23 protein-coding genes and 1 tRNA gene are annotated in these 25,948 nt (G+C 71.4%); 19 read left to right on the top strand and 5 right to left on the bottom strand.

Annotated features, from left to right (window positions below):
- Positions 1-8: 8 nt before the first annotated feature.
- A complete protein-coding gene (locus ACIRD8_RS18680; RefSeq protein WP_403992341.1) occupies positions 9-2,420 on the bottom strand; it encodes an SCO7613 C-terminal domain-containing membrane protein in 2,412 nt (803 codons plus the stop codon).
- 114 nt (positions 2,421-2,534) lie between these two features.
- Here ACIRD8_RS18680 and ACIRD8_RS18675 point away from each other — a divergent pair.
- Positions 2,535-2,606, top strand: a tRNA-Val gene (locus tag ACIRD8_RS18675).
- A gap of 61 nt (positions 2,607-2,667) precedes the next feature.
- Here ACIRD8_RS18675 and ACIRD8_RS18670 read toward each other — a convergent pair.
- Positions 2,668-3,393 (bottom strand): 3'-5' exonuclease, encoded by a 726-nt coding sequence (locus tag ACIRD8_RS18670; RefSeq protein ID WP_403992338.1) that lies wholly within the window; start codon positions 3,391-3,393, stop codon positions 2,668-2,670.
- A 194-nt stretch (positions 3,394-3,587) separates the two neighbouring features.
- Here ACIRD8_RS18670 and ACIRD8_RS18665 point away from each other — a divergent pair, with 194 nt between their 5' ends.
- From ACIRD8_RS18665 to thrS, 3 genes are all read left to right on the top strand, one after another.
- Positions 3,588-4,187, top strand: a complete 600-nt coding sequence (locus ACIRD8_RS18665) for a DUF4365 domain-containing protein (RefSeq protein WP_403992335.1) — start codon at positions 3,588-3,590, stop codon at positions 4,185-4,187.
- Complete coding sequence (locus ACIRD8_RS18660) at positions 4,187-5,428, top strand: hypothetical protein (protein WP_403992332.1); 1,242 nt, start codon at positions 4,187-4,189, stop codon at positions 5,426-5,428. The genes ACIRD8_RS18665 and ACIRD8_RS18660 overlap by 1 nt, the downstream gene beginning before the upstream one ends.
- Positions 5,429-5,540: 112 nt before the next feature.
- On the top strand, positions 5,541-7,517 hold the full coding sequence (gene thrS / locus ACIRD8_RS18655; RefSeq protein WP_403992329.1) for a threonine--tRNA ligase: 1,977 nt from the start codon (positions 5,541-5,543) through the stop codon (positions 7,515-7,517).
- Positions 7,518-7,616: 99 nt separating this feature from the next.
- Here thrS and ACIRD8_RS18650 read toward each other — a convergent pair whose 3' ends face one another.
- A complete protein-coding gene (locus tag ACIRD8_RS18650) occupies positions 7,617-8,294 on the bottom strand; it encodes a potassium channel family protein (RefSeq protein WP_403992326.1) in 678 nt (225 codons plus the stop codon).
- Between the two features lie 66 nt (positions 8,295-8,360).
- On the opposite strand from ACIRD8_RS18650, the gene ACIRD8_RS18645 reads away from it, so the two are divergent.
- Complete coding sequence (locus ACIRD8_RS18645; RefSeq protein ID WP_403992324.1) at positions 8,361-8,933, top strand: HIT family protein; 573 nt, start codon at positions 8,361-8,363, stop codon at positions 8,931-8,933.
- A gap of 24 nt (positions 8,934-8,957) precedes the next feature.
- Here the strand turns inward: ACIRD8_RS18645 and ACIRD8_RS18640 are convergent, their stop codons facing one another.
- Positions 8,958-10,628, bottom strand: a complete 1,671-nt coding sequence (locus ACIRD8_RS18640; RefSeq protein WP_403992321.1) for a hypothetical protein — start codon at positions 10,626-10,628, stop codon at positions 8,958-8,960.
- 157 nt (positions 10,629-10,785) lie between these two features.
- The gene (locus ACIRD8_RS18635; RefSeq protein WP_403992318.1) at positions 10,786-13,011 is read right to left on the bottom strand and encodes an elongation factor G-like protein EF-G2; all 2,226 of its coding nucleotides are present in this window, start codon (positions 13,009-13,011) and stop codon (positions 10,786-10,788) included.
- Positions 13,012-13,276: 265 nt separating this feature from the next.
- Between ACIRD8_RS18635 and pgsA the strand changes: the two genes are divergently transcribed.
- From pgsA to ACIRD8_RS18565, 14 genes are all read left to right on the top strand, one after another.
- Positions 13,277-13,948 (top strand): phosphatidylinositol phosphate synthase, encoded by a 672-nt coding sequence (gene pgsA / locus ACIRD8_RS18630; RefSeq protein WP_403992315.1) that lies wholly within the window; start codon positions 13,277-13,279, stop codon positions 13,946-13,948.
- Positions 13,945-14,868 carry a phosphatidylinositol mannoside acyltransferase gene (locus ACIRD8_RS18625; RefSeq protein WP_403992312.1) on the top strand — a complete coding sequence of 308 codons (924 nt, stop codon included), beginning with the start codon at positions 13,945-13,947 and terminating at the stop codon, positions 14,866-14,868. The genes pgsA and ACIRD8_RS18625 overlap by 4 nt, the downstream gene beginning before the upstream one ends.
- A complete protein-coding gene (locus tag ACIRD8_RS18620) occupies positions 14,865-16,025 on the top strand; it encodes a glycosyltransferase family 4 protein (protein WP_403992309.1) in 1,161 nt (386 codons plus the stop codon). Before ACIRD8_RS18625 ends, ACIRD8_RS18620 begins: the two co-directional genes overlap by 4 nt.
- A gap of 63 nt (positions 16,026-16,088) precedes the next feature.
- Complete coding sequence (locus ACIRD8_RS18615) at positions 16,089-16,634, top strand: hypothetical protein (protein ID WP_403992306.1); 546 nt, start codon at positions 16,089-16,091, stop codon at positions 16,632-16,634.
- A 137-nt stretch (positions 16,635-16,771) separates the two neighbouring features.
- Positions 16,772-17,692, top strand: coding sequence for a pyridoxal 5'-phosphate synthase lyase subunit PdxS (gene pdxS / locus ACIRD8_RS18610; protein ID WP_031097695.1), 921 nt, complete (start codon positions 16,772-16,774; stop codon positions 17,690-17,692).
- Positions 17,693-17,698: 6 nt separating this feature from the next.
- Complete coding sequence (gene pdxT, locus ACIRD8_RS18605) at positions 17,699-18,292, top strand: pyridoxal 5'-phosphate synthase glutaminase subunit PdxT (protein WP_403992304.1); 594 nt, start codon at positions 17,699-17,701, stop codon at positions 18,290-18,292.
- A gap of 61 nt (positions 18,293-18,353) precedes the next feature.
- The gene (locus ACIRD8_RS18600; protein WP_031097698.1) at positions 18,354-19,106 is read left to right on the top strand and encodes a YebC/PmpR family DNA-binding transcriptional regulator; all 753 of its coding nucleotides are present in this window, start codon (positions 18,354-18,356) and stop codon (positions 19,104-19,106) included.
- Between the two features lie 121 nt (positions 19,107-19,227).
- Positions 19,228-19,761 carry a crossover junction endodeoxyribonuclease RuvC gene (ruvC, locus tag ACIRD8_RS18595; protein WP_403992300.1) on the top strand — a complete coding sequence of 178 codons (534 nt, stop codon included), beginning with the start codon at positions 19,228-19,230 and terminating at the stop codon, positions 19,759-19,761.
- A complete protein-coding gene (gene ruvA / locus ACIRD8_RS18590) occupies positions 19,758-20,384 on the top strand; it encodes a Holliday junction branch migration protein RuvA (RefSeq protein WP_403992297.1) in 627 nt (208 codons plus the stop codon). The genes ruvC and ruvA overlap by 4 nt, the downstream gene beginning before the upstream one ends.
- An 81-nt stretch (positions 20,385-20,465) precedes the next feature.
- Positions 20,466-21,551: a Holliday junction branch migration DNA helicase RuvB gene (ruvB, locus tag ACIRD8_RS18585; protein ID WP_403992294.1), complete on the top strand. Its 1,086-nt coding sequence runs from the start codon at positions 20,466-20,468 to the stop codon at positions 21,549-21,551.
- A gap of 168 nt (positions 21,552-21,719) precedes the next feature.
- Positions 21,720-22,223, top strand: a complete 504-nt coding sequence (yajC, locus tag ACIRD8_RS18580) for a preprotein translocase subunit YajC (RefSeq protein WP_403992291.1) — start codon at positions 21,720-21,722, stop codon at positions 22,221-22,223.
- A gap of 147 nt (positions 22,224-22,370) precedes the next feature.
- Complete coding sequence (secD, locus tag ACIRD8_RS18575; RefSeq protein ID WP_403992288.1) at positions 22,371-24,134, top strand: protein translocase subunit SecD; 1,764 nt, start codon at positions 22,371-22,373, stop codon at positions 24,132-24,134.
- 1 nt (position 24,135) lies between these two features.
- Positions 24,136-25,263, top strand: coding sequence for a protein translocase subunit SecF (gene secF, locus ACIRD8_RS18570; protein ID WP_403992285.1), 1,128 nt, complete (start codon positions 24,136-24,138; stop codon positions 25,261-25,263).
- Positions 25,260-25,817 carry an adenine phosphoribosyltransferase gene (locus ACIRD8_RS18565; RefSeq protein ID WP_403992282.1) on the top strand — a complete coding sequence of 186 codons (558 nt, stop codon included), beginning with the start codon at positions 25,260-25,262 and terminating at the stop codon, positions 25,815-25,817. The genes secF and ACIRD8_RS18565 overlap by 4 nt, the downstream gene beginning before the upstream one ends.
- The last annotated feature ends 131 nt before the right edge of the window (positions 25,818-25,948 follow it).

Here is a 25,948-nt window from a genome sequence, read left to right as displayed (position 1 = left end):
CACGAAGGTCAGCGCATCCGGCCCAGGCTCTCCCGCACCCGGCGCGCGTCGCGCAGCCGCTGCTCGTAGGTCGCACCGACCGCGAGCAGCAGCAGCCCGGCGAGCGCCGGGGGCGCCCAGCGCGGCAGCGCGTCGAGCACCTGCACCACATGAGGGGCCAGCTCGTGCAGGCCGTCCAGGGCCAGGACCGAACCGCCCAGCACCAATGGCGCCTGGAGCCGGAGACGGGCACCCACCAGCGTGACCACCAGCGCCGCCGCCCCCAGCAGCAGGGGCCGCAGCCAGCCGGCATCGGTCCACGCCACCACCAGGCTCGGCACCATCGTCATCGAGAGCGCCGGACCGTACGCCACCCAGGAGGACGCCGCCGGGTCCCTGCGGCTCCGCAGGTACCCCACGGCGAACGCGGCCACCGAGACCGGCAGCGTGTACGCCTCGGGAGCCGTCACCCCCGAGGCCGCCAGCCGCACCCACGCCGCCGCCACGAACAGCGCCGCCGCCGGATACCCCGCCGCCCGACGGCGCTCCGGCCGCAGCGCCGTCGCCGAGGCCAGCACCCCGCTCAGACCGAGAACCAGCGCCAGGAACGGTGCGTCCGTCACCGCGAGGGCCACGGCGACCAGCGCCCCGAACGCCCCGGCGGCCTCCAGCGCCACCGCCACCGCGGCCCCCCTCAGCCGCGCCCCGAGCAGCACCGTCACCGCCGGGACGACCAGCACCACCGGAGCCGACTGCGGCGCGCTCCACCCCAGCGACGCCCCCGCCGCCGAAGCCACCACGATCGCGCACAGCACCGCCCCGACGGCGAGGACCGACCGCACCACGACCGACCCCGGCCGGGCCGCCGCACCCGCGAACAGCACCAGCAGGACCCCGAACACCGCGTACGTGGCCGGCTCGGCGGCCAGGGCGAGCAGCCCCACGCTCACCGCGCCCACGAGCCCGCACCCCAGCGCTGCCTGCGCGACGCCGTCCGGCCCCCGCCGTACGGCGAGCGCCAGCAGCCCCGCCACCAGCAGCAGTTCCACGGCCACGGCCGCCGCGTACGGCACGTCCGCCACCGCGAGCAGCGCCGGCACCGCACCCCAGCCCAGAACCACGACGCCGACCGCCGCGGCGACGCGCCACCCCTTCTCCGGGAGCAAGCGCGGCCACCTCACATGGAGCGCGGCCGCAAGACCCGCCACCACCGCGAGCACCACCGGGGACGCGGCCGACCCCGAGGGCACCGACTGCCCCAGCGCGCCCCGGAACCCCTCCGGCGCCCCGGACCACACATCCGCCAGGACGGACACCGGCCCCAGCACCGCGGCGGCCACCAGGGGCAGCGCCCACACCAGCGCACCCGCCGTCACCGCGGCGGACGCCCCCAGCACACCCCGGCCCACCGGCCGCGGGGCCCCTAGGCGCGGCACCGGCAGCAGCGCGAGACCGCACACCAGATACACCACGACCGACCAGTCCCACGGCAGCCCCGTACGCAGCACACCGCCCACCGCCGCCACCGCGGCCAGACCCGCCACCGCTCCCGCCGCCACGGCCCATTCCTTCGGGGCACGCCAGGCCCCCGCCAGCGCCACCCCCGCACCCGCCAGCAGCAGCGCCCCCGGGCCCACGGCCGCGACCGCACCACCGGCCGACACGGACAGATCCAGACCGATCAGCAGCGCAATCAGCCCGGTCGCCGACGCCCCGACAGCCGCCGTGACCCGCACCGCGAGCCCCTGGCCCCACGACACCACCACGACATCCGCCGCCGCCGTCACCAGGAGCGCCCAGCCGAAGCCGGCCGCGGACGCGCCCGCCGCCCAGGCGGTCAGCACCAGCGGCAGTTGCCCCGCCACCACCGCCGCCGGCAGCGGCACCCGCAGCCGGCCGAGGAGCAGCCCGTACAGGGTCCACACCGCAGCCAGCACCGCCGACGCCACCGCTGAGAACGCGAGCCCGTCCGTCCCCGGAGCCGCGACCGCGTGCAGGGCGACCGCGTCCAGCACCGTCAGCACCAGGGCCAGCGCGGCCACCGCCTCCGCGGTCGAGGGCAGCCTGCGGGCCAGCAGCAGCGCGGGCGCCACCAGCGCACCCGCCGTCACCACGGCCAGCACCGCCGAACGGCCCGCGATGCCCATCTCGCCCCAGCTGAACAGGGTGAACGCGATCGCCGCGACCGTCAGCAGCAGACCACCGAGGACCAGCAGCACATTCTGCGTACCGTGCACCGGCGCCACCGGGGTGTACGGGGCGGCAGGGACGTTCGGCCGGAAGGCAGGCGGCGGCGGAGGAGGGGAGGGAGCGGCCGGCGCACGCAGCACGCTCAGCAGCCAGGCGCGGCGGTTCAGCAACTGCAGCCGGCGGGCGTCCAGCCGGGCCAGTTCATGATCGAGGAGGGCCAATTCCTCGGCGGGCGGCGGCAGATGTCTCATGTACGGGAGTGTGTCGGCCGCCACACCCTCGTGCATGCGTACGGCTACTCAGTCCGCCACTGAGTAGGAGTTTGAACCCAGGGCTCCGAGCCCTGTATGGTTCAACCCGTTCCCGGGCGATTAGCTCAGTGGGAGAGCGCTTCGTTCACACCGAAGAGGTCACTGGTTCGAAACCAGTATCGCCCACCCGGGAAAAGCCGGTCCGTCAGTGTCATCGACGGGCCGGCTTTCGCGTACCCGGCGCCGGTCAGGCCGCCGCGGGGAGCTCCGGACGCAACGGCCACGCCGGATCCACCGCCTCCGGCGTCCCGCTCTTCTCGAACCAGGCCTGCAGCCCGCGCGCCTGAGCCGCGTGCCACACCGCCTGCAGCGAGTGCACCTCCGCCGGTGACAGCCGCTCCAGCCGGGCGGAGAACCGCCGCCCCACCGCCCGCACCAGTTCGAGCGACGCCGCCGCGTCGGCCGCCGCGTCGTGCGCGCCGTCCAGCGTGACCCCGTACAGCTCGCACAGATCCGTCAGCGTGCGACGGCCCTTGCGATAGCGGTCCAGGTGCTTGTCCAGCACCCGCGGATCCAGCACGCACAGCGGCTTGTTCCGCAGGTAGCCGGCCAGGGAGGACGCGCGGTGGCGCCTCAGCTCCCGGTCCAGCAGCGTCAGATCGAACGGCGCGTTCATCACGACCAGCGGCCGTCCCGTCGCGCACTGCTCCGCCAGCGCCCGGGCTATCTCCTCGACGACCGGTGCGGGCCACCGGCCGTTGCGCTGCAGATGGTCGTCGGTCAGACCGTGGATCTCGGTGGCGCCGGGCGGCACCGGAATCCCCGGATTGACCAGCCAGCGGGTGGTGCGGAGCCGTCCGCCCGCCGCGTCCTGGACGACGAGGGCGGCCGAGACGATCCGGTCCTCCTCGACGTCCACGCCTGTTGTCTCGGTGTCAAAAGCCGCCAGCGGCCCCTCGAACCAATGCATCATCCCCGAACTCCTCGCGCCTGCACGGCAGATGACGGGATTCCTCTGCCCGGTTCGGTGATACCCGCACCCTATGCCTGATACGCCGTTTACGGCCCGCCTCCTGCGGTGACAACACAAGTGACGGGAAAGGAAGTTGACCAGCCCGTCAGCGGAGACCGGGCAACCGGTCGGCACAGCCCGGAAGGCACGGAGCCATGGCGCTCGCGCAGCCGACCCCAGGGAGTCCCGCCCGCACCGAGGACCACGGGGGAAAGCCGCCGCAGCAGCGGAACGCACCACCGCTGCGCGGCACACTCGCCACCACCGCCTGCATGGAGACCCTCCAGGTGGGCTACCTCCACGCGGTGGCAGCCGCAGCGGGCTGCTCGCTCTCGCAGCCCTTTCCCGACAACGGCATCGACTGGCACGTCAGCCACGGTGCCCCCGACCACACCGTCGACGACGAAGTCACCATCAAGGTGCAGCTCAAATGCACCTACCAGATCCCCCCGCACCCACCCGGCTCCGCGTTCTCCTTCACCCTCGACAACGCCCATCTGGTGAAGCTCGCACGCACCCCTGTGTCGGTGCACAAGATCCTGGTCGTGATGCTCGTGCCCCGCAGCCAGGACGACTGGCTGCGGGCCGGCCACGACCGGCTGGACCTGCGGCACTGCTGCTACTGGACGAACCTGGCCGGCCACCCGGTGACAGGCCGGAACCGGACCACCGTGCGGATCCCGACCTCGCGGATCTTCGACGACCGCGCGCTCTGCGACATCATGGCCCGGGTCGGGGCGGGAGGGAGACCCTGATGCACCGGTCGACGGACGACCCCACCGGAGGAACGGTCCCGGCGGGCAGCCGCGCACACCCGTACGCCGACGGTCCGGAACCCGGCCAGGGGCCCGACCCGGCACGCGTGGACCCCGCCGTCCTCGGAGCCCTGCTGCGGAGGCACGGCTGGCACCGGCGCGGGGGCGCGCCCGGGCGCTACAGCCGCTGGGCCCCGCCCGGCCCCGGCGCCGGCGGCACCAGCCTGCTCGTGCCGGACAGCACCGCCTTCCCCGACGGCGAGGAGCTGCTCTCCGAGGCCCTCACCGCGCTCACCCGCAGCGCCGCCCCCTCGGCCCGCGACATCCTGGTCGCCCTCACCGTGCCCAGCGACGAGATCCGCTGGTGGCGCGACGTCCCCGAGGCCGCCTCGGGGGCCGCCGACTGGACCGGCGCCGACCAGCTGCGCACCGCGGCCCGACAGATCCTCCTCGCCGGATCCCTCGCCGTACGCGGCCGGGCCGGCTACCACGGCGCCCGGCACCGCAGGAAGGCCCGGAGCGCCCTGGACGGCACCCTCGTCGGACCCGCGTCCGACGGCCGGAGCCTCACCGCGTTCGTCCCCGTCACCGAGGGACGAGCCGTCGCCGTACAGCTCTACGCCGCCCTGCACGCGGCCCGGGAGGCCGTCGACTACCAGCGGGCCACCGGCGGGATGGAGGCGTTCGACGCCGCGGTCGCCGCCGGCGTCAGCCGGGAACTGACCGAGGCGATTGTCGCGCTCGTCCGGGGAGCGGAGGGCGCAGGGATCACGCTCGCCTGGGCCCCCGCCGCCGGAACCCCCGAAGGGTGCCCGGCGACCCCCGACCCCGTCGAGTTCTCCCCGGGCGACCTGCCCGCGCTCCGCCTGGCAGGAGCCCGCTTCCTGCGGGACGAGCCCGCCGTGCCCGTGCGGATCACCGGAGCCGTCGTGCGGCTGCGCCGCTCCGGGCCGCGCGGCCCCGGCGTCGTACGGCTGCGGGTCCTCGCGGGGGCCGAGGTCGCGCACGTACGGATCGAGCTCGACGAGGAGGCCTACCGGATCGCGGGCCACGCCCACCTGGTCGGACTCCCTCTGCGGGTCGAGGGGCGGCTGGAGAACCGGGGCGGCTTCCGGCGGCTCGGCGGCGCCTCCCAGGTCACGCCCGTACAGGTCGACGAGGCGGAGCGGGACCGGCTGATGAAGGCGCTCCAGGAGAACGTCGACTTCTTCGAGGAGGCCTGCGCGGGGGAGGAGGAGTAGCGCCCGGGTCATCCCCGCGGTATCCCTTTCGCGTCGAGGGCCCCCGGCTCGGTACGATTCCTCTTGCGCGCGCCAGAGGAAAGCGACGCACCCCCTCAGTCAGGAGAGACCGGTGTCAGACGTCCGTGTGATCATCCAACGCGATTCCGAGCGGGAAGAGCACGTGGTGACGACGGGCACGACGGCCGCCGAGCTCTTCCCCGGGCAGCGCACCGTCGTCGCCGCCCGGGTCGACGGCGAGCTGCGGGACCTTGCGTACGCCCTCCGGGACGGCGAGGTCGTCGAGCCCGTCGAGATCTCCTCCGAGGACGGCCTGAACATCCTGCGGCACTCCACCGCGCATGTGATGGCGCAGGCCGTGCAGGAGCTGCACCCCGAGGCCAAGCTGGGCATCGGCCCGCCGGTCAAGGACGGCTTCTACTACGACTTCGACGTCGAGAAGCCGTTCACGCCCGAGGACCTCAAGGCCATCGAGAAGAAGATGCAGGAGATCCAGAAGCGGGGCCAGAGGTTCTCGCGCCGTGTGGTCTCCGACGAGGAAGCCCGCGAGGAGCTCGCCGACGAGCCGTACAAGCTGGAGCTCATCGGCATCAAGGGCTCCGCGTCCTCCGACGACGGCGCGGACGTCGAGGTGGGCGGCGGCGAGCTGACCATCTACGACAACCTCGACGCGAAGACCGGCGAGCTGTGCTGGAAGGACCTCTGCCGCGGCCCGCACCTCCCCAGCACCCGGTTCATCCCCGCGTTCAAGCTGATGCGTAACGCCGCGGCGTACTGGCGCGGCAGTGAGCGCAACCCCATGCTCCAGCGCATCTACGGCACCGCCTGGCCCACCAAGGACGAGCTCAAGGCGCACCTGACGTTCCTGGAGGAGGCCGCCAAGCGCGACCACCGCCGCCTGGGTGCCGAATTGGACCTCTTCTCCTTCCCCGACGAGATCGGCCCCGGCCTCGCCGTCTTCCACCCCAGGGGCGGCGTCATCCGCCGGGCGATGGAGGACTACTCGCGGCGCCGCCACGAGGAGGAGGGCTACGAGTTCGTCTACTCGCCGCACGCCACCAAGGGCAAGCTCTTCGAGAAGTCCGGCCACCTGGACTGGTACGCCGACGGCATGTACCCGCCCATGCAGCTCGACGACGGGGTGGACTACTACCTCAAGCCGATGAACTGCCCGATGCACAACCTGATCTTCGACGCGCGCGGCCGCTCCTACCGTGAACTGCCGCTGCGCCTCTTCGAGTTCGGCACGGTGTACCGGTACGAGAAGTCGGGTGTCGTCCACGGCCTGACCCGCTCGCGGGGCTTCACGCAGGACGACGCGCACATCTACTGCACCAAGGAGCAGATGGCGGAGGAGCTCGACCGGACGCTCACCTTCGTCCTGAACCTGCTCCGCGACTACGGCCTGACCGACTTCTACCTGGAGCTGTCCACCAAGGACCCGGAGAAGTTCGTCGGTTCGGACGAGGCATGGGAAGAGGCCACGGAGACCCTGCAGAAGGTCGCCGAGAAGCAGGGTCTGCCCCTGGTCCCGGACCCGGGCGGCGCCGCGTTCTACGGGCCGAAGATCTCGGTGCAGTGCAAGGACGCCATCGGCCGTACGTGGCAGATGTCGACCGTGCAGCTCGACTTCAACCTGCCGGAGCGCTTCGACCTGGAGTACACCGGCCCGGACGGCACCAAGCAGCGCCCGGTCATGATCCACCGCGCCCTGTTCGGTTCCATCGAGCGCTTCTTCGCCGTGCTCCTGGAGCACTACGCGGGTGCCTTCCCGGTCTGGCTGGCCCCGGTCCAGGCGGTCGGCATCCCGATCGGCGACACCCACATCCCGTACCTCCAGGAGTTCGCCGCCGAGGCGCGCAAGAAGGGGCTGCGGGTCGAGGTGGACGCCTCATCGGACCGGATGCAGAAGAAGATCCGCAACCACCAGAAGGCCAAGGTCCCGTTCATGATCATCGTCGGTGACGACGACATGAACGCGGGCACGGTGTCCTTCCGCTACCGCGACGGCTCGCAGGAGAACGGCATCGCCCGTGACGAGGCGATCGCCAAGCTCGTTGATGTGGTGGAGCGTCGCGTGCAGGTGTGATCTGGTCCCCGCGCAAGCGGGGGTGACCCGCGCGATCACCGCAAGCTTGGCAACGAGCTTGACCACTCCCCGCGCAAGCGGGGGCCGGCCCCCGGAGAGCTACCTGCTCCCCGGGGGCCTCTTCTCGTCCTGCCGGGAGAAGACCTGCACCAGCCACGACGAGAACGACCCCGTCACCGCCCCCAGCAGCGCCAGCCCGCACGCCATCAGCCCCGCGGCGATCACCCGCCCCAGCAGGGTCACCGGCACCGCGTCGCCGTATCCCACCGTGGTGAGCGTCGCGCAGGCCCACCACACCGAGTCCCCGAACGTACGGATCGTGGAGTCCGGGTCGCCGCGCTCCTGCTGGTACACGGCCAGCGAGGCGGTGTAGCCCAGCAGGAGCGCGGACGTGCCCGCATAGGCCATGACCCGGGCGTGCAGGCTGAGCCGGGGCTGCTCCTGGTGCAGCTGGAGCCGGGTGTAGAGCTGGACCACCCGCAGCGGGCGCAGCGGTGGCAGCAGGAGGGTGAGGGTGTCCAGCCAGTGGGTGCGGACGAAGCGCGGGCCCTGGCCGCTGAGGTGGAGCCGTACGCCGTAGTCCACGGCGAAGAGGAGCCAGGAGACGCCCACCAGGACGAGGGCGACGTCGCGCCAGGGTTCGGTGGAGCGTGGCATGAGGACGTGCACCGTGTAGCCGGCGAGATAGGCCAGGGACGCGACGAGGAGCGGCATCTCCGTACGGCGTTCCCACTCCGCGAGCCGGGGCGGTACGGGGGCGGTGGGGCGGTCGCTCATGGCGCCAGCATCGCCGTGGGCCGGCCGGGTCGCCCCCGGCGACACGCGCGGCCGGGGTCACGCAATATGCTGACGGGCATGACGAGTGAGCCGGAACAGCAGATCGGAGTGGGGACGCCCGACGCGTTCCAGCGCCTGTGGACGCCCCACCGGATGGCCTATATCCAAGGTGAGAGCAAGCCGACCGGCCCGGGGGCCGGGGACGGCTGTCCGTTCTGCGAGATTCCGTCGAAATCCGATGAGGACGGCCTGATCGTCGCCAGGGGCGAGCGGGTCTACGCCGTGCTCAATCTGTACCCGTACAACGGCGGGCACCTGATGGTGGTGCCGTACCGGCACGTGGCCGACTACACGGAGCTCGACGGTCCGGAGACCGCCGAGCTGGCCGACTTCACGAAGCGGGCCATGGTCGCGCTGCGGGCGGCCTCCGGGGCGCACGGTTTCAACATCGGTATGAACCAGGGCGCCGAGGCCGGTGCGGGGATCGCCGCGCACCTCCACCAGCACGTGGTGCCGCGCTGGGGCGGGGACACCAACTTCATGCCGGTCGTCGGGCACACGAAGGTGCTTCCGCAGCTGCTGGGGGACACCCGGACGATGCTGGCCGGTGTGTGGCCGGCCGAGCCGCTGTCCGTCTGAGCCGGGTTTCCGCCCGGGGAAGCCTCACGCGTCGTAGACGTCGGCCTTCCTCGGGGCGGCGTCCTGGACCATGCCGCTGAGGATCATGGAGCGGTTGTCGAAGCGCTCGGTGTCGACACCGTGCTCCTTGAGGACCCGCATCGTCGCGGAGTGGACGACGCGCAGGACCGGGGTGGCCGTGCGCATGGCGTCGTCCGCCATGAAGCGGTGGCCCCACGGCTTGGCCGCCCAGGCGTGCCGCAGGCCGAAGGGTTCGGGCAGGACGATCTTGCCGCCCAGGTAGTCGAGGAGCGGCGGGTACCAGGTGAAGGGGGCGCGCAGGGCGAGCCTGACGACCTCGCTCGCCTTGACGACGGGGAGTGCCACCTTGCGGGTCTCCCAGAACCTGACCGCCTTCTTGACCGTCTTGGTCGGTGCCTCCGGCTTGGTGAGGAACAGCCCGTGGACGGGGCCGAGCGCGTGGCCGGTGACCTCGATGCGCAGGGTCTCGTGGAGCACGGTGACGGTGATCAGCATCGTGATCACCAACTGGCCGTCCCAGAGGGTGAACTGGACGCCCAGGTAGTGGCGGTTGCCGCTGCCGAACTGCTGGTGGTTGCAGATGCGCTGTATCTCGTGGGGCTTGATCTGGAAGGTGGCGACGTCCTCGCCCTCCGGGCGGGAGACGGAGTCCGCGTTCTCGCCGACGGGGGAGACGATCCAGTGCTTGACGGAGGGCGTGGGGAAGCCGCCGGTGTTGAGGGGGCCGCGCTCCAGCATCTTCAGCTGGTCGTGGATGGCGCGCACGACGTCCCAGCTCCGGAACTGGTGGATCTCCTTGGCGGGGTCCTCCGGGGTGAGTTCCTCGGCGAGCTGCCAGCTGCCCCAGCGGGTGCCCATGCCGAGGATGCCCTTGGGGCCCGCGTAGAAGACGGCGTTGGACTGCTGCTCGGCGGAGAGCTTCTCCAGGCCCTGGCGCAGGGCCTCGCGGGCCGTCTCGTTGGGGTTCTTGGGTACGGCCTCGGGGATCTTCGCGCTGACGCCGCCGCCGGAGAGGAGCCCTTCCCAGCGGGCGCGCAGGTCCTTGACCGAGGCTTCCGCGATCCGTTTGGCGAGCAGCCAGCCGATCAGCGGGGCGACGGCGGCGGCGCGCAGGTAGAGGGCCGGGAGGCCGGTGAGCGGCATGGTGATCAGGAAGAACGCGGCGGCCCCGCCGAGCACGACGAGCAGGAGGCCGCCCAGCGCCTGGAAGAACTTGTCCTTGGACTTGTTGAGGAAGTCGCGCAGCCGGAAGGCGAGGACCCAGAGGACCAGGCCGGGCAGGAAGACGAAGCCGAAGACGGCGGTGATCAGGGTCAGCTTCGTGTCACGTGCCTTGCGCAGCCGGGTCGCGGAGAGGCAGTGTTCGACGACGGTCTGCGGGTCGGTGCCGAAGGACTGGATGAGTGCGTTGCGGTCGCCGCCGAGCATGCGTTCCTGGACGGCGCGGGCGAAGGCCTCGCCCAGATTCGGCTTGAAGTAGTCGGACTTGAACAGCTTGGACTCGCCCGGTTTCACCTCGGACTTGTGCCACTCGCTGTTGGCCTTGAGGATCTCCGTCGCATCGCTGTCGCGGTACGCGGCGGAGGCGAGGGCGTTGGTCGCCACCGCCTGTCCTCCCGAGCCCTGGAGCGGGATCTGCGCTCCGGGAGAGAAATCGAATCCGTCGTTGGCCACTGTCGCCCCCACTCGCCCGCACGGTCTGCTCCTGCGGCTGTTCCCAACTACCGTACGTCGCACACCTTCTGAGCTGGGGCCACAGCGTATCGCCCGGGCGCGGCGGCTGCCCGGACGATGGGGCCGCGGGCCGGTGACAGGCACCATTTCCAGTCAACTAGCTCCCATTCATGCCGTTTTCCGGCGTTTCGCGGAGGCGCTCGGCGAGTTGGGGAGGCATCGGTTCGTGCCGGGCGTACGCCCTGTCGAACCGTCCGGTGCCGTGCGTCAGGGAGCGGAGGGCGACGGTGTACCTGCCGATCTCGATCTCCGGCACCTCGGCCCGTACGAGCGTGCGCTCACCGGATTCCTGTTCGGTGCCGACGACCCGCCCGCGCCGTACCGCGAGATCGCTCATGACGGCCCCGACGTAGTCGTCCGGAACCAGGACGCCGACCTCCGCGACCGGTTCGAGGAGCTGGATGCGGGTGTCGGCCGCTGCCTCGCGGAGCGCCAGGGCGCCCGCGGTCTGGAAGGCGGCGTCGGAGGAGTCCACCGAGTGCGACTTCCCGTCCAGCAGGGTGACGCGTACGTCGACGAGCGGGTGCCCGGCCGCGACACCGCGAGCCGCCTGGGCGCGTACGCCCTTCTCCACGGAGGCGATGAACTGCCGTGGCACCGAGCCGCCGACCACCTTGTCGACGAACTCGACGCCCGCGCCGGGGGGCAGCGGCTCGACCTCGATCTCGCAGATGGCGTACTGGCCGTGACCACCGGACTGCTTGACGTGCCGGCCCCGCCCCAGGGCCCGGGAGGCGAACGTCTCGCGCAGCGGTACGCGATGGGGCTCGGCGTCGACCTGTACGCCGTACCTGCTGCGCAGGCGCTCCAGCGCGACCTCCGCGTGCGCCTCGCCCATGCACCACAGGACGACCTGGTGGGTGTCCTGGTTCTGCTCCAGACGCATCGTGGGATCCTCGGCCACCAGACGGGCCAGGCCCTGGGAGAGCCTGTCCTCGTCTGCCTTGCTGTGGGCGCGGACCGCCAGCGGGAGCAGCGGGTCGGGCATGGTCCAGGGCTCCATCAGCAGCGGGTCGCCGTTGCCCGAGAGGGTGTCCCCGGTCTCCGCCCCGCCGAGCTTGGAGACGCTCGCCAGGTCTCCGGCGATGCAGCTGTCCAGGGGGCGCTGCTGCTTGCCGAAGGGCGCGGAGAGTGCGCCGACGCGTACGTCGGCCTCGTGGCAGGGGCGGCTGCCGCCCCCGGGTTCGGTGAGGCCGTGGCCGCACACGTGCACCGTGTCGTCGGGGCGCAGGGTGCCGGAGAAGACCCGGACCAGGGAGACCCGTCCCACGTAGGGATCGGATGCCGTCTTCACGACCTCGGCGACCAGGGGCGCCGCCGGATCGCAGACGGGCGCGGGGCGCGGGGTGCCGTCCGGGGTGGTGACGGCGGGCAGCGTCCGTTCCCCGGGGGAGGGGAAGCCGCGGGTTATCAGGTCCAGGAGTTCCACGGTGCCGATGCCCTGGCGGGCGCCGTCGGCGGCGGGCGCGGCGGTGAGGACGGGGTGGAAGGAGCCGCGCGCGACCGCGCGCTCCAGGTCGTCGGTCAGGGTCGTGAGCCCGACCTCGCCGCCCCCGAGGTAGTGGTCCATCAGGGTCTCGTCCTCGCTCTCGGCGATGATCCCCTCGATGAGCCGGTTACGGGCCTCCTGGAGCGGTCCTTCCTGGTCACCCGCGGGCGGGACCTCCTGCCGTACCCCCGAGGAGTAGTCGAGGACCCGCCGGGTGAGCAGTCCGGTGAGCCCGGTGAGCGGAGCGTGCCCGTCCGGGCCCTCGGGCCCCTGCACCGGCAGGTACAGCGGCAGCACGGCGTCGGGGTCGTCGTGGCCGAAGATCCGGCCGCAGATCCTGGTCATCTCGTCGAACGGCGTACGCGCGGTGTCCAGGTGGGTCACGACGATCGCCCGTGGCATCCCGACGGCCGCGCACTCCTCCCAGACCGCACGGGTGGTGCCCGCCACGGCATCGGGCTCCTGGGCGGCCGAGACGACGAAGAGGGCCGCGTCCGCCGCGCGCAGACCGGCCCTGAGCTCCCCGACGAAGTCCGCGTAGCCGGGGGTGTCCAGCAGGTTGATCTTGTAGCCGTCCCATTCGACGGGGACCAGCGAGAGCTGTACGGAACGCCGTCGGCGCTGTTCGATCTCGTCGAAGTCGGAGACGGTCGCGCCGTCCTCGACCCGGCCGGCCCGGTTCAGCGCCCCGGCCGTCAGCGCGAGCGCCTCGACCAGGGTGGTCTTGCCCGAGCCGCTGTGGCCGACCAGCACCACGTTCCGTACGGAAGCGGGCCCGTCGGCCGTAGCTGCCCTGCCGGCGGCTCCGGTGTGCGTATGTGTCCTGTCGCCCATGATGCGTGCCTCCCGATCGGTTGGCGCAGTGCCGCAAGAGCTGGGGGAGTGGGTGCACGGGCAGGGCGGAGCCGTCGCGGCGGCTTCGGCGACGCCCGCGGTCATTCGAGCTTTTCACTCGTGGCGGAAGCCGTCCATACGTCGCACAAGGAGAGGGCCTTCGGGTGGGACGGGGTGCCCCGCCGTTGCACGGCACGGCTGGTGACTACGATGGGCCAGCCGGTGGCCGAAGGGGCCGCGGCGCCCACCGAACCTCGGGAAGGCCATGCTGAACAAGTACGCGCGTGCATTTTTTACGCGTGTCCTCACACCGTTCGCCGCTCTGCTGCTCCGCCTCGGGGTCAGCCCCGACGCGGTCACACTCGTCGGTACGGCCGGAGTGATGGCAGGTGCGCTGGTCTTCTTCCCGATGGGGGAGTTCTTCTGGGGCACGATCGTGATCACGGTCTTCGTCTTCTCGGACCTCGTCGACGGCAACATGGCCCGGCAGGCCGGGATCTCCAGCAGGTGGGGCGCGTTCCTGGACTCGACGCTCGACCGGGTCGCGGACGGGGCGATCTTCGCCGGGTTCGCCCTCTGGTACGCGGGCAGCGGTGACGACAACGTGCTGTGCGCGGTCGCGATCTTCTGCCTGGCCAGCGGCCAGGTGGTCTCCTACACGAAGGCGCGGGGCGAGTCGATCGGCCTGCCGGTCGCGGTGAACGGACTGGTGGAGCGCGCCGAACGGCTCGTGATCTCCCTGGTCGCGGCGGGCCTCGCGGGCCTGCACGGCTTCGGGGTGCCGGGCATCCAGGTCCTGCTGCCGATCGCGCTGTGGATCGTCGCCGCGGGCAGCCTGGTGACGCTGGTCCAGCGGGTGGTGACCGTACGCAGGGAGTCGGCCGAGGCCGACGCCGCCGCGGCCGCCGCCCAGGGCGGGAGCGGGTCCGCGCAGTGAGCGGTACCGCATCCGACCTGAAGGGGCGGCTGACCGACGGGCTCTACGGCCTCGGCTGGGGCGCGGTCAAGACGCTTCCCGAGCCCGCCGCCGCCGCGCTCTTCCGCACCCTGGCCGACCAGGTGTGGAAGCGGCGCGGGAAGTCCGTGCTGCGGCTGGAGTCGAATCTCGCCCGGGTGGTGCCCGACGCGGACGCCGCCCGCCTCGCCGAGCTGTCGAAGGCCGGCATGCGCTCGTACATGCGCTACTGGATGGAGTCCTTCCGGCTGCCGACCTGGAGTCCGGAGCGGATCAAGGCCTCCATCGACGTACGCGACGCCCACCGGCTCACCGAGGGCCTGGACAGGGGACAGGGCGTCGTCCTGGCGCTGCCGCACCTGGGCAACTGGGACCTGGCCGGCGCCTGGGTCACCACGGACCTGAAGGTGCCGTTCACGACGGTTGCCGAGCGGCTCAAGCCCGAGACCCTCTACGACCGGTTCGTGGCCTACCGCCAGGGCCTGGGCATGGAGGTCCTGCCGCACAACGGCGGAGCGGCCTTCGGGACACTGGCCCGGCGGCTGCGCGCCGGCGGGCTGGTCTGCCTCGTCGCCGACCGCGACCTGTCGGCCTCCGGGGTCGAGGTGGACTTCTTCGGCGACACCGCGCGCATGCCGGCGGGTCCCGCCCTGCTGGCCCAGCAGACCGGTGCCCTGCTGCTGCCCGTCACCCTCTGGTACGACGGCACGCCCGTGATGGGCGCCCAGGTCCATCCGCCCGTCGTGGAACCGGAGTCAGGTACCCGCGCCGAGAAGACGTCCTCCATGACACAGGCGCTGGCCGACGCCTTCGCCACCGGGATCGCCGAGCATCCGGAGGACTGGCACATGCTGCAGCGGCTCTGGATCTCCGATCTGGACCCCCAGGGGGAAGCTCCGTGAAGATCGGCATCGTCTGCCCGTACTCCTGGGACGTTCCGGGCGGGGTGCAGTTCCACATCCGCGACCTGGCCGAGCATCTGATCCGCCTCGGCCACGACGTCTCGGTCCTCGCGCCCGCCGACGACGAGACGCCGCTCCCGCCGTACGTCGTCTCCGCGGGCCGGGCCGTGCCCGTGCCGTACAACGGCTCGGTCGCCCGGCTGAACTTCGGGTTCCTGTCCGCGGCGCGTGTCCGGCGCTGGCTGAACGACGGCACCTTCGACGTCATCCACATCCACGAGCCCACCTCGCCCTCGCTGGGCCTGCTCACCTGCTGGGCGGCGCAGGGGCCGATCGTGGCCACCTTCCACACGTCCAACCCCCGCTCCAGGGCCATGATCGCGGCGTACCCGATCCTCCAGCCGGCGCTGGAGAAGATCAGCGCGCGGATCGCGGTCAGCGAGTACGCCCGGCGGACCCTGGTCGAGCACCTCGGCGGGGACGCGGTGGTCATCCCGAACGGCGTCGACGTGGACTTCTTCGCCCGGGCCGAGCCGAAGGCCGAGTGGCAGGGCGACACCCTCGGCTTCATAGGGCGCATCGACGAGCCCCGCAAGGGACTGCCCGTCCTGATGAAGGCGCTCCCCACGATCCTCGCCGCCCGCCCGGAGACCCGGCTGCTGGTCGCCGGGCGCGGGGACGAGGAGGAGGCGGTCGCCTCGCTGCCCGAGGAGATGCGCTCCCGCGTCGAGTTCCTCGGCATGGTGAGCGACGAGGACAAGGCCAGGCTGCTGCGGAGCGTCGATGTGTACGTCGCGCCGAACACCGGCGGCGAGAGCTTCGGCATCATCCTGGTCGAGGCCCTGTCGGCCGGAGCCCCCGTCCTCGCCAGCGACCTGGACGCGTTCGCTCAGGTGCTCGACCAGGGGGCCGCGGGTGACCTGTTCGCCAACGAGGACGCGGACGCGCTGGCCACGGCCGCGATCCGGCTCCTCGGCGACCCGGACCGGCGTGCGGGGCTGCGGGAACGGGGCAGCGCGCATGTGCGGCGCTTCGACTGGACGACGGTCGGCGCGGACATCCTCGCGGTCTACGAGACGGTGACGGACGGGGCGGCGGCCGTGGACACCGACGAACGCTCGGGGCTCCGCGCGCGCTTCGGTCTCGCCAGGGACTGAGCGGGGGCCCTGGGACGTACCGGCGGGGCCGGGTGACGCCGGCCGACGGTAGCCTTGCCGCCCGTGATCGAAATCCTCGTCTGGACCGTCGTCGCGCTCTTCGCGATCGGCCTGTATCTCAGCTGGACCGCCGGCAGGCTCGACCGGCTCCATGCCCGTATCGACGCGGCCCGGGCGGCGCTCGACGCCCAGTTGCTGCGCCGCGCCTCGGTCACCCAGGAACTGGCCACGGCCGGGGTCCTGGACCCCGCCGCCTCGATCGTGCTCTACGAGGCGGCGCACGCGGCGCGGCAGGCCGAGGAGGAGCAGCGCGAGGTCGCCGAGAGCGAGCTGAGCACCGCCCTGCGGGCCGTGTTCGGCGAGACGGCGCAGGTGGAGGCCGTGAAGGAGTTCCCGGGCGGCGAGGACGCGGCGAAGGAGCTGGCCGCCGCCGTACGCCGCGTACCGATGGCCCGCCGCTTCCACAACGACTCGGTGCGCGCCGCCCGGGCGCTGCGCAGGCACCGCACGGTGCGGCTGTTCCGCCTCGCGGGGCACGCCCCGTTCCCGCTCGCGTTCGAGATGGACGACGAGCCGCCGGTGGCCCTGGCGGACCGGCCCGGCAGCTGAGAGCGGGGCGGGCCGGTGAGCCGGAGGCGTACGGAACGGTCCACGGGGTGTTCATTGGCCCTTGCTGTGGACCGGTTGCGGAGCGTTTGCTCGGGGCTGCACCGTTCAGCGTCTTTCCACTCCAGTGAGGTCGATCCGTGTCCACGCTTCCCAGCACCCCGCAGTCCGCCGAGACCCCGGCCACCGGCACCGCCCGAGTCAAGCGCGGCATGGCCGAGCAGCTCAAGGGCGGCGTGATCATGGACGTCGTCAACGCCGAGCAGGCGAAGATCGCCGAGGACGCGGGCGCCGTGGCCGTCATGGCGCTGGAGCGGGTGCCGGCCGACATCCGTAAGGACGGCGGCGTGGCCCGGATGTCGGACCCCAACATGATCGAGGAGATCATCGAGGCCGTCTCCATCCCGGTCATGGCCAAGTCCCGCATCGGCCACTTCGTCGAGGCCCAGGTGCTCCAGTCCCTCGGCGTCGACTACATCGACGAGTCCGAGGTCCTCACCCCGGCCGACGAGGTCAACCACAGCGACAAGTTCGCCTTCACCACCCCCTTCGTCTGTGGCGCGACCAACCTGGGTGAGGCCCTGCGCCGCATCGCCGAGGGTGCCGCGATGATCCGCTCGAAGGGTGAGGCGGGCACGGGCAACGTCGTCGAGGCCGTCCGCCACCTGCGTCAGATCAAGAACGAGATCGCCCGGCTGCGCGGCTACGACAACAACGAGCTGTACGCCGCCGCCAAGGAGCTCCGAGCCCCGTACGAGCTGGTCAAGGAGGTCTCCGAGCTCGGCCGGCTGCCCGTCGTCCTGTTCTCCGCCGGCGGCGTGGCCACCCCCGCGGACGCGGCCCTGATGCGACAGCTCGGCGCCGAGGGCGTCTTCGTCGGCTCCGGCATCTTCAAGTCCGGTGACCCGGCCAAGCGCGCCGCCGCCATCGTGAAGGCCACCACCTTCTACGACGACCCGAAGATCATCGCGGACGCCTCCCGCAACCTCGGCGAGGCCATGGTCGGCATCAACTGCGACACGCTGCCCGAGGGCGAGCGCTACGCCAACCGCGGCTGGTAAGCACCGATGACCGACACCCCTGTCATCGGAGTGCTGGCTCTCCAGGGCGACGTACGGGAACACCTGATCGCCCTGGCCTCGGCGGACGCCGTGGCCAGGCCGGTCCGGCGCCCCGAGGAGCTCGCCGAGGTCGACGGGCTCGTCATCCCCGGCGGCGAGTCCACCACGATGTCCAAGCTGGCCGTCCTCTTCGGCATGCTGGAACCGCTGCGCGAGCGCGTGGCCGCCGGGATGCCGGTCTACGGCACCTGCGCCGGCATGATCCTGCTGGCCGACAAGATCCTCGATCCCCGCTCCGGCCAGGAGACGGTCGGCGGCATCGACATGATCGTGCGCCGTAACGCTTTCGGGCGGCAGAACGAGTCCTTCGAGGCCGCCGTCGAGGTCGACGGCGTGCCCGGTGGCCCCGTCGAGGGCGTCTTCATCCGGGCCCCCTGGGTGGAGTCGGTCGGCGCCCGCGCGGAGGTCCTCGCGGTGCACGGCGGGCATATCGTGGCCGTACGCCAGGGAAACGCCCTGGCCACGTCTTTCCACCCCGAGCTGACCGGGGACCACCGGGTGCACGCACTCTTCACCGACATGGTGCGCACCGTGGGCTGATTCGATCCCGGTAGGATCTCTCGGGTTCGGATCGATTTTGGTGACGCGAAGGAGAAGGCAGATGTCCGGCCACTCTAAATGGGCTACGACGAAGCACAAGAAGGCCGTGATCGACGCCAAGCGCGGCAAGCTCTTCGCGAAGATGATCAAGAACATCGAGGTCGCGGCCCGCACGGGCGGTGCCGACGTGTCCGGCAACCCGACCCTCTTCGACGCCATCCAGAAGGCCAAGAAGAGCTCGGTCCCGAACAAGAACATCGACTCGGCGGTCAAGCGCGGTGCCGGTCTCGAAGCCGGTGGCGCCGACTACGAGACGATCATGTACGAGGGCTACGGACCGAACGGTGTCGCGGTGCTCATCGAGTGCCTCACCGACAACCGCAACCGTGCCGCTTCGGACGTCCGTGTCGCCATGACCCGCAACGGCGGTTCGATGGCCGACCCGGGTTCGGTCTCGTACCTGTTCAACCGCAAGGGCGTCGTGATCGTCCCCAAGGGCGAGCTGTCCGAGGACGATGTGCTCGGGGCCGTGCTGGACGCCGGTGCCGAGGAGGTCAACGACCTCGGTGACACCTTCGAGGTGCTCAGCGAGGCCACCGACATGGTCGCGGTCCGCACCGCGCTGCAGGACGCCGGCATCGACTACGACTCGGCCGAGGCCAACTTCGTCCCGACCATGCAGGTCGAGCTGGAGGAAGAGGGCGCGCGCAAGATCTTCAAGCTGATCGACGCGCTGGAGGACAGCGACGACGTGCAGAACGTCTTCGCCAACTTCGACGTCTCCGACGAGGTCATGGAGAAGGTCGACGCCTGAGGCGGTGCGACGCAGCACACCGGCGGGCCGACGGGACACACCCCGTCGGCCCGTCGCATTGTCAGCGGTAGCCGATAGCCTGCGGGAACAGATGACCGAGCGCGGCGGAGGGGGCCCATTCATGCGGGTGTTGGGCGTGGACCCGGGGCTGACCCGGTGCGGCGTGGGAGTCGTCGAGGGAGTCGCCGGCCGGCCGCTCACGATGGTCGGCGTCGGCGTCGTGCGCACCCCTTCCGACGCGGAGCTCGGCCACCGGCTCGTCGCCATCGAGCAGGGCATCGAGCGGTGGCTCGACGAGCACCGGCCCGAATGCGTCGCGGTGGAGCGGGTGTTCGCCCAGCACAACGTCCGTACGGTGATGGGCACCGCCCAGGCCAGCGCCGTCGCCATGCTCTGCGCCTCGCGCCGTGGCATCCCGGTCGCCCTGCACACCCCCAGCGAGGTCAAGGCCGCCGTCACAGGATCGGGGCGCGCCGACAAGGCACAGGTCGGGGCCATGGTGACCCGGCTGCTGCGGCTCGACGCGCCGCCGAAGCCCGCCGACGCCGCCGACGCGCTCGCCCTCGCCATCTGCCACATCTGGCGCGCGCCCGCGCAGAACCGACTGCAGCAGGCCGTCGCCGCCCACCGCACGCTGAAAGGCCGTACCGCATGATCGCCTTCGTCTCCGGCCCGGTGGCCGCCCTCGCCCCGGCCACGGCCGTCATCGAGGTCGGCGGCATCGGCATGGCCGTCCAGTGCACGCCCGACACCCTCGCCGGACTGCGGATCGGCAAGGAGGCCAGACTCGCGACCTCCCTGGTCGTCCGGGAGGACTCGCTCACCCTCTACGGCTTCGCGGACGACGACGAGCGGCAGGTCTTCGAGCTGCTCCAGACCGCCAGCGGTGTGGGCCCCCGGCTCGCCCAGGCCATGCTCGCCACCCACCGCCCGGACGCCCTGCGCATCGCCGTCGCCACGGGTGACGAGAAGGCGCTCACCGCCGTGTCCGGCATCGGCAAGAAGGGCGCCCAGAAGCTCCTCCTCGAACTCAAGGACCGGCTCGGCGAACCGGTCGGCGCGCACATCGGGCAGCAGGGCATCGGCGTCCCCGTCAGCAGCTCCTGGCGCGACCAGCTGCAGGCCGCCCTGATCGGCCTCGGTTACGCCACCCGCGAGGCCGACGAGGCCGTGACCGCCGTGGCACCGCAGGCCGAGGCCGCGATCGCAGGCGGCGGCCAGGCGCCCGTGCCGCAGCTGCTGCGTGCCGCCCTGCAGACACTCAACCGCGCACGCTGACCCGGGGGCGCCCGCGCGCCCCGTACGCCGGCCGGAACACGCACGGACCGGCACCGAAACACCCTAGGCGGGACTGACGAGATGAACTGGGACGAGACCGGACCCGACACCGGCGACCTCACGGACGAGAGGCTGGACGACCGCCTGGTGGACGCCGGGGCGGACGGCGAGGACACCGCGGTCGAGGCCGCCCTGCGCCCGAAGGACCTCCACGAGTTCGTCGGCCAGGAGAAGGTGCGGGAACAGCTCGACCTGGTCCTCAAGGCCGCCCGCGCCCGTGGCGCCACGGCCGACCACGTCCTGCTCTCCGGCGCTCCCGGCCTGGGCAAGACCACCCTCTCCATGATCATCGCGGCGGAGATGGGCGCGCCGATCCGGATCACCTCCGGCCCCGCGATCCAGCACGCCGGTGATCTCGCCGCGATCCTGTCCTCGCTCCAGGAGGGCGAGGTCCTCTTCCTCGACGAGATCCACCGCATGTCGCGGCCGGCCGAGGAGATGCTCTACATGGCGATGGAGGACTTCCGGGTCGACGTCATCGTCGGCAAGGGCCCGGGCGCCACCGCCATCCCGCTGGAACTGCCGCCGTTCACCCTCGTCGGCGCCACCACCAGGGCAGGACTCCTGCCGCCCCCGCTGCGTGACCGATTCGGCTTCACCGGTCACATGGAGTTCTACGCCCCCACCGAGCTGGAGCGGGTCATCCACCGCTCCGCCGGCCTGCTCGACGTGGCCATAGACACGGCGGGCGCCGCCGAGATCGCCGGACGCTCCCGGGGCACGCCCCGTATCGCCAACCGGCTGCTGCGCCGTGTCCGGGACTACGCCCAGGTCAAGGCCGAGGGCCGGATCGACCGGGACATCGCCGCCGCGGCCCTCCGGGTGTACGAGGTCGACGCCCGGGGACTCGACCGGCTGGACCGCGCCGTGCTCGGGGCCCTGCTGAAGCTCTTCGGCGGAGGACCCGTCGGCCTGTCCACCCTCGCCGTCGCCGTGGGGGAGGAGCGCGAGACCGTCGAGGAGGTCGCCGAGCCCTTCCTCGTACGGGAAGGGCTGCTCGCGAGGACCCCGCGGGGCAGGGTCGCCACACCCGCGGCGTGGGCGCACCTCGGGCTCGTGCCTCCGCAGCACGGCGTAAAGGGACAACAGGGCCTGTTCGGGGCGTGACACAGGACGGGTTGGCCAGCAGGGGAACCACGGTGCCATGCTGGACGTTGTTCCAATGATGCGGACTCGCTTAGACTCCGCCGATGCCGCCCGTACAGGTCGGTGTACCCACCCCCGTAGACCAGGCCGCGTGATTCCAGCGTGGTCGTGCGAAGGAAGTTCCGTCCCGTGAGTCTCGTGACCCTCCTCCCCTTCATCGTGCTCATCGGGGCCATGTTCCTGATGACCCGGTCCGCCAAGAAGAAGCAGCAGGCGGCTGCGCAGATGCGCAACGACATGCAGCCCGGTACCGGCGTCCGGACGATCGGGGGCATGTACGCCACCGTCAAGGAGATTCAGGACGACACGGTTCTCCTCGAGGTCGCGCCCGGCGTCCACGCCATCTACGCGAAGAACGCCATCGGCGCCGTCCTGGACGACGCGGAGTACAACCGCATCGTCCACGGCGACGACGACGAGCTGGACGCCGAGGGCACGGTCGTGCCCGACGACGCCTCCTCGCTCACCGCCGGTGAGCCCACGGAAGCCGACGCGGCCGACGACGACGCGAAGATCGACCTGGGCAAGAAGGCCGAGGACGCCGCACCTGAGGAGGCCGAGGTCAAGGCCTCCGAGGCCAAGGGCTCCGAGGTCAAGGACGCCAAGGCCGACGGCGAGGGCGACGCGAAGTAGTTCCACGACCCAGAGACGCCGGACACCCACAGGTGTCCGGCGTCTCACGGGCCGTGCGGTCTTCTGCGGGGGCGGGTCCCCACAACACTTCGTGGCCGCTCGGGCGCGTACCCGGCGCGGGGCGGTTGGACAGGGAGAAACGAAAAGGTGGCAGCACCGAAGAAAGGCCGGGGTTCATCCGGTGGACAGGGCAGGCCGGGCCGTGCCCTGGCACTGATCCTGATCGCCATGGTCGCCCTGACCGGCGGGATGTTCCTGTCCGGTCACACCACGCCCCGGCTCGGCATCGACCTGGCCGGCGGCACATCGATCACGCTCAAGGCGAAGAGCCAGCCCGGCAAGCCTGACGCGATCAACGAGACCAACATGAACACCGCGGTCAGCATCATCGAACGCCGTGTCAATGGTCTGGGTGTCTCCGAGGCCGAGGTTCAGACCCAGGGCGCATCGAACATCATCGTCAACATCCCCAAGGGGACGAATTCGAAGCAGGCCCGGGAGCAGGTCGGCACCACCGCGCAGCTCTACTTCCGGCCCGTCCTCACGGTCACCGGCGGCCAGCCGACCCCCGAAGGCTCCGCCAGCCCCTCCGCGAGCGGTACCGGGAAGCCGAGCGCCACGCCCAGTGCGAAGGCGAGCGACCCGGAGACGGCCTCCGATTCGAAGACGACGCCCTCGGCGAGCGCCACCACCCAGGGCCGCGCCGTCACCGACGCCCTGAAGCAGGACGCGACGCCGACCCCGTCCGCCAGCACCTCCGGTGCAGCGGACTCCTCGGACGCCCCCGCGGCCACCGAGACGCCCGACGCCGCCACCGCGGCGCTCGAGAAGAAGTTCACCGCGCTGGACTGCACCGACGCGGCCGCCCGTGCCAAGGCCGGCGACGGCGTCAAGCCCGAGGACCCCACGGTCGCGTGCAGCTCCGAGGGCGACGCCAAGTACCTCCTCGGCCCGGCCGAGGTCTCCGGTACGGACGTCGACGACGCGAAGGCCCAGTTCGACCAGCAGCGCGGCATCTGGCTCGTCTCCATGGAGTTCACCGACAAGGGCTCCAAGAAGTTCCAGACGATCACCAAGAAGCTGTCGGCGCAGCAGTCCCCGCAGAACCAGTTCGCGATCTCCCTCGACGGTGAGGTCGTCTCCGCACCCCAGGTGAACGAGACCCTCAGCGGCAGCGCCGAGATCTCCGGAAGCTTCAACCAGCAGTCCGCCGAGGACCTGGCCAACGTCCTCTCGTACGGTGCGCTCCCGCTGTCCTTCAGCGAGGACACGGTCACCACCGTCACCGCCGCCCTCGGCGGCGAGCAGCTGGAGGCCGGCCTCATCGCCGGTGCCATCGGACTGGCCCTGGTCGTCATCTACCTGGTGGCCTACTACCGCGGCCTGGCGTTCATCGCGCTCCTGAGCCTCCTGGCCTCGGGCATCCTGACCTACACGATCATGGCGCTCCTCGGCCCGGCCATCGGCTTCGCGCTGAACCTCCCGGCCGTCTGCGGAGCCATCGTGGCGATCGGGATCACGGCGGACTCGTTCATCGTGTACTTCGAACGCATCCGGGACGAGATCCGTGAGGGCCGTACGCTCCGTCCGGCCGTCGAGCGCGCCTGGCCCCGGGCCCGGCGCACCATCCTCGTGTCCGACTTCGTGTCGTTCCTCGCGGCGGCCGTGCTCTTCCTCGTCACCGTCGGCAAGGTCCAGGGCTTCGCGTTCACGCTCGGTCTCACGACCCTGCTCGACGTCGTCGTCGTGTTCCTCTTCACCAAGCCCGTCATGACGCTGATGGCCCGCACCAAGTTCTTCGCCAGCGGTCACCCGTGGTCCGGCCTGGACCCGAAGCGGCTCGGTGCCAAGCCGCCGCTGCGCCGCTCGCGCCGCGTCAACGCCCGTACCGACCACCCGAAGGAGGCGTGAGATGTCGCGACTCGGCAATCTCGGCGCCCGGCTCTACCGTGGCGAGGTCGGTTACGACTTCATCGGCAAGCGCAAGATCTGGTACGGCGTCTCGATCCTGATCACCATCACGGCCATCCTCGGCCTGGCGGTCAGCGGCCTGAACATGGGCATCGAGTTCAAGGGCGGTGCCGTCTTCACGACCGACACCAAGGCCAAGGTGTCCGTCACCCAGGCCCACGAGGACGCGGTCGCGGCCTCCGGCCACGAGGCGATCGTCCAGGAGCTCGGCAACGGCGGACTCCGCATCCAGATCACCGAGGTCGACACCCAGAAGGCCGACCAGATCAAGGCCCAGCTGGCCGAGGACCTCGGCGTCCCCGAGGCGAAGATCAACGCGGACCTGGTCGGCCCCAGCTGGGGTGAGCAGATCGCCAACAAGGCCTGGGCCGGCCTCGGGATCTTCATGGTCCTCGTGGTGGTCTACCTGGCCATCGCCTTCGAGTGGCGGATGGCGGTCGCGGCGCTCGTCGCGCTGATCCACGACATCACCATCACCGTCGGCGTCTACGCCCTCGTCGGCTTCGAGGTCACCCCCGGCACCGTGATCGGTCTGCTGACCATCCTGGGTTACTCCCTCTACGACACGGTCGTCGTCTTCGACAGCCTCAAGGAGGGCACGAAGGGGATCACCAAGCAGACCCGCTGGACCTACAGCGAGATCGCCAACCGTTCCATCAACGGCACGCTGGTGCGTTCCATCAACACCACCGTCGTCGCGCTGCTGCCGGTCGCCGGTCTGCTGTTCATCGGTGGCGGTGTCCTCGGCGCGGGCATGCTGAACGACATCTCGCTGTCGCTCTTCGTCGGTCTCGCGGCCGGTGCGTACTCCTCGATCTTCATCGCCACCCCGCTGGTCGCCGACCTCAAGGAACGCGAGCCGCAGATAAAGGCACTGAAGAAGCGGATCCTCGCCAAGCGCGCCGCCGCGGCGGCCAAGGGCGAGTCCGTCGAGGACGAGCGTGACGACCGGGCCCCCGAGCCCGACGAGTCGGACGAGTCCGATGAGGACGCCCGGACCGCCGGGGCCGTCGTCGGTCAGCGCCGGCAGCCCGGAGGCCACGGCCGGACCCCGAGGAACCGTCGATGACCAGCCTCAGCGTCACCGACGCCACCCGGGAGCTCCTGCTCAGCCGGATCCGTGACGTACCGGACTACCCGAAGCCCGGAGTGCTGTTCAAGGACATCACCCCGCTCCTCGCGGACCCGGTCGCCTTCACCGCGCTCACCGACTTCTTCGTGGAGCTGTGCGTACGGCACGGGGCCACCAAGATCGTCGGCCTGGAGGCGCGCGGCTTCATCCTGGCCGCGCCCGTCGCGGTCCGGTCCGGGATCGGGTTCGTACCCGTGCGCAAGGCAGGGAAGCTGCCCGGTGCCACGCTGGGGCAGTCCTACGAGCTGGAGTACGGCACGGCGGAGATCGAGATCCACGCCGAGGACCTGTCCGCCGACGACCGCGTCATGGTCATCGACGACGTCCTGGCCACCGGCGGCACCGCCGAGGCCTCGCTGGAGCTCATCCGGCGGGCCGGGGCCCAGGTCGCGGGGGTGTCGGTGCTCATGGAGCTCGGCTTCCTCGCCGGCCGCGCCCGGCTGGAGGCGGGGCTGCGCGAGGCCCCGCTGGAGGCGCTCATCACCCTCTGACCTGCACCGCGTCGTCGCGGCGCGCGTAGGGACGTACAGGACGGGTACCCGGGAACATCCGGGTACCCGTCCCGCGTTGTGAGGGGTTCCACACTCCCCGGGCGAGGACCTGCCCGGAGGTCGATACCATG

This window comes from Streptomyces sp. NPDC102451, from assembly GCF_044765485.1.
Taxonomy (GTDB): Bacteria; Actinomycetota; Actinomycetes; order Streptomycetales; family Streptomycetaceae; genus Streptomyces.
Note: the sequence above shows the minus strand (reverse complement) of the source record. Positions and strands in the feature narration are given on the sequence as shown.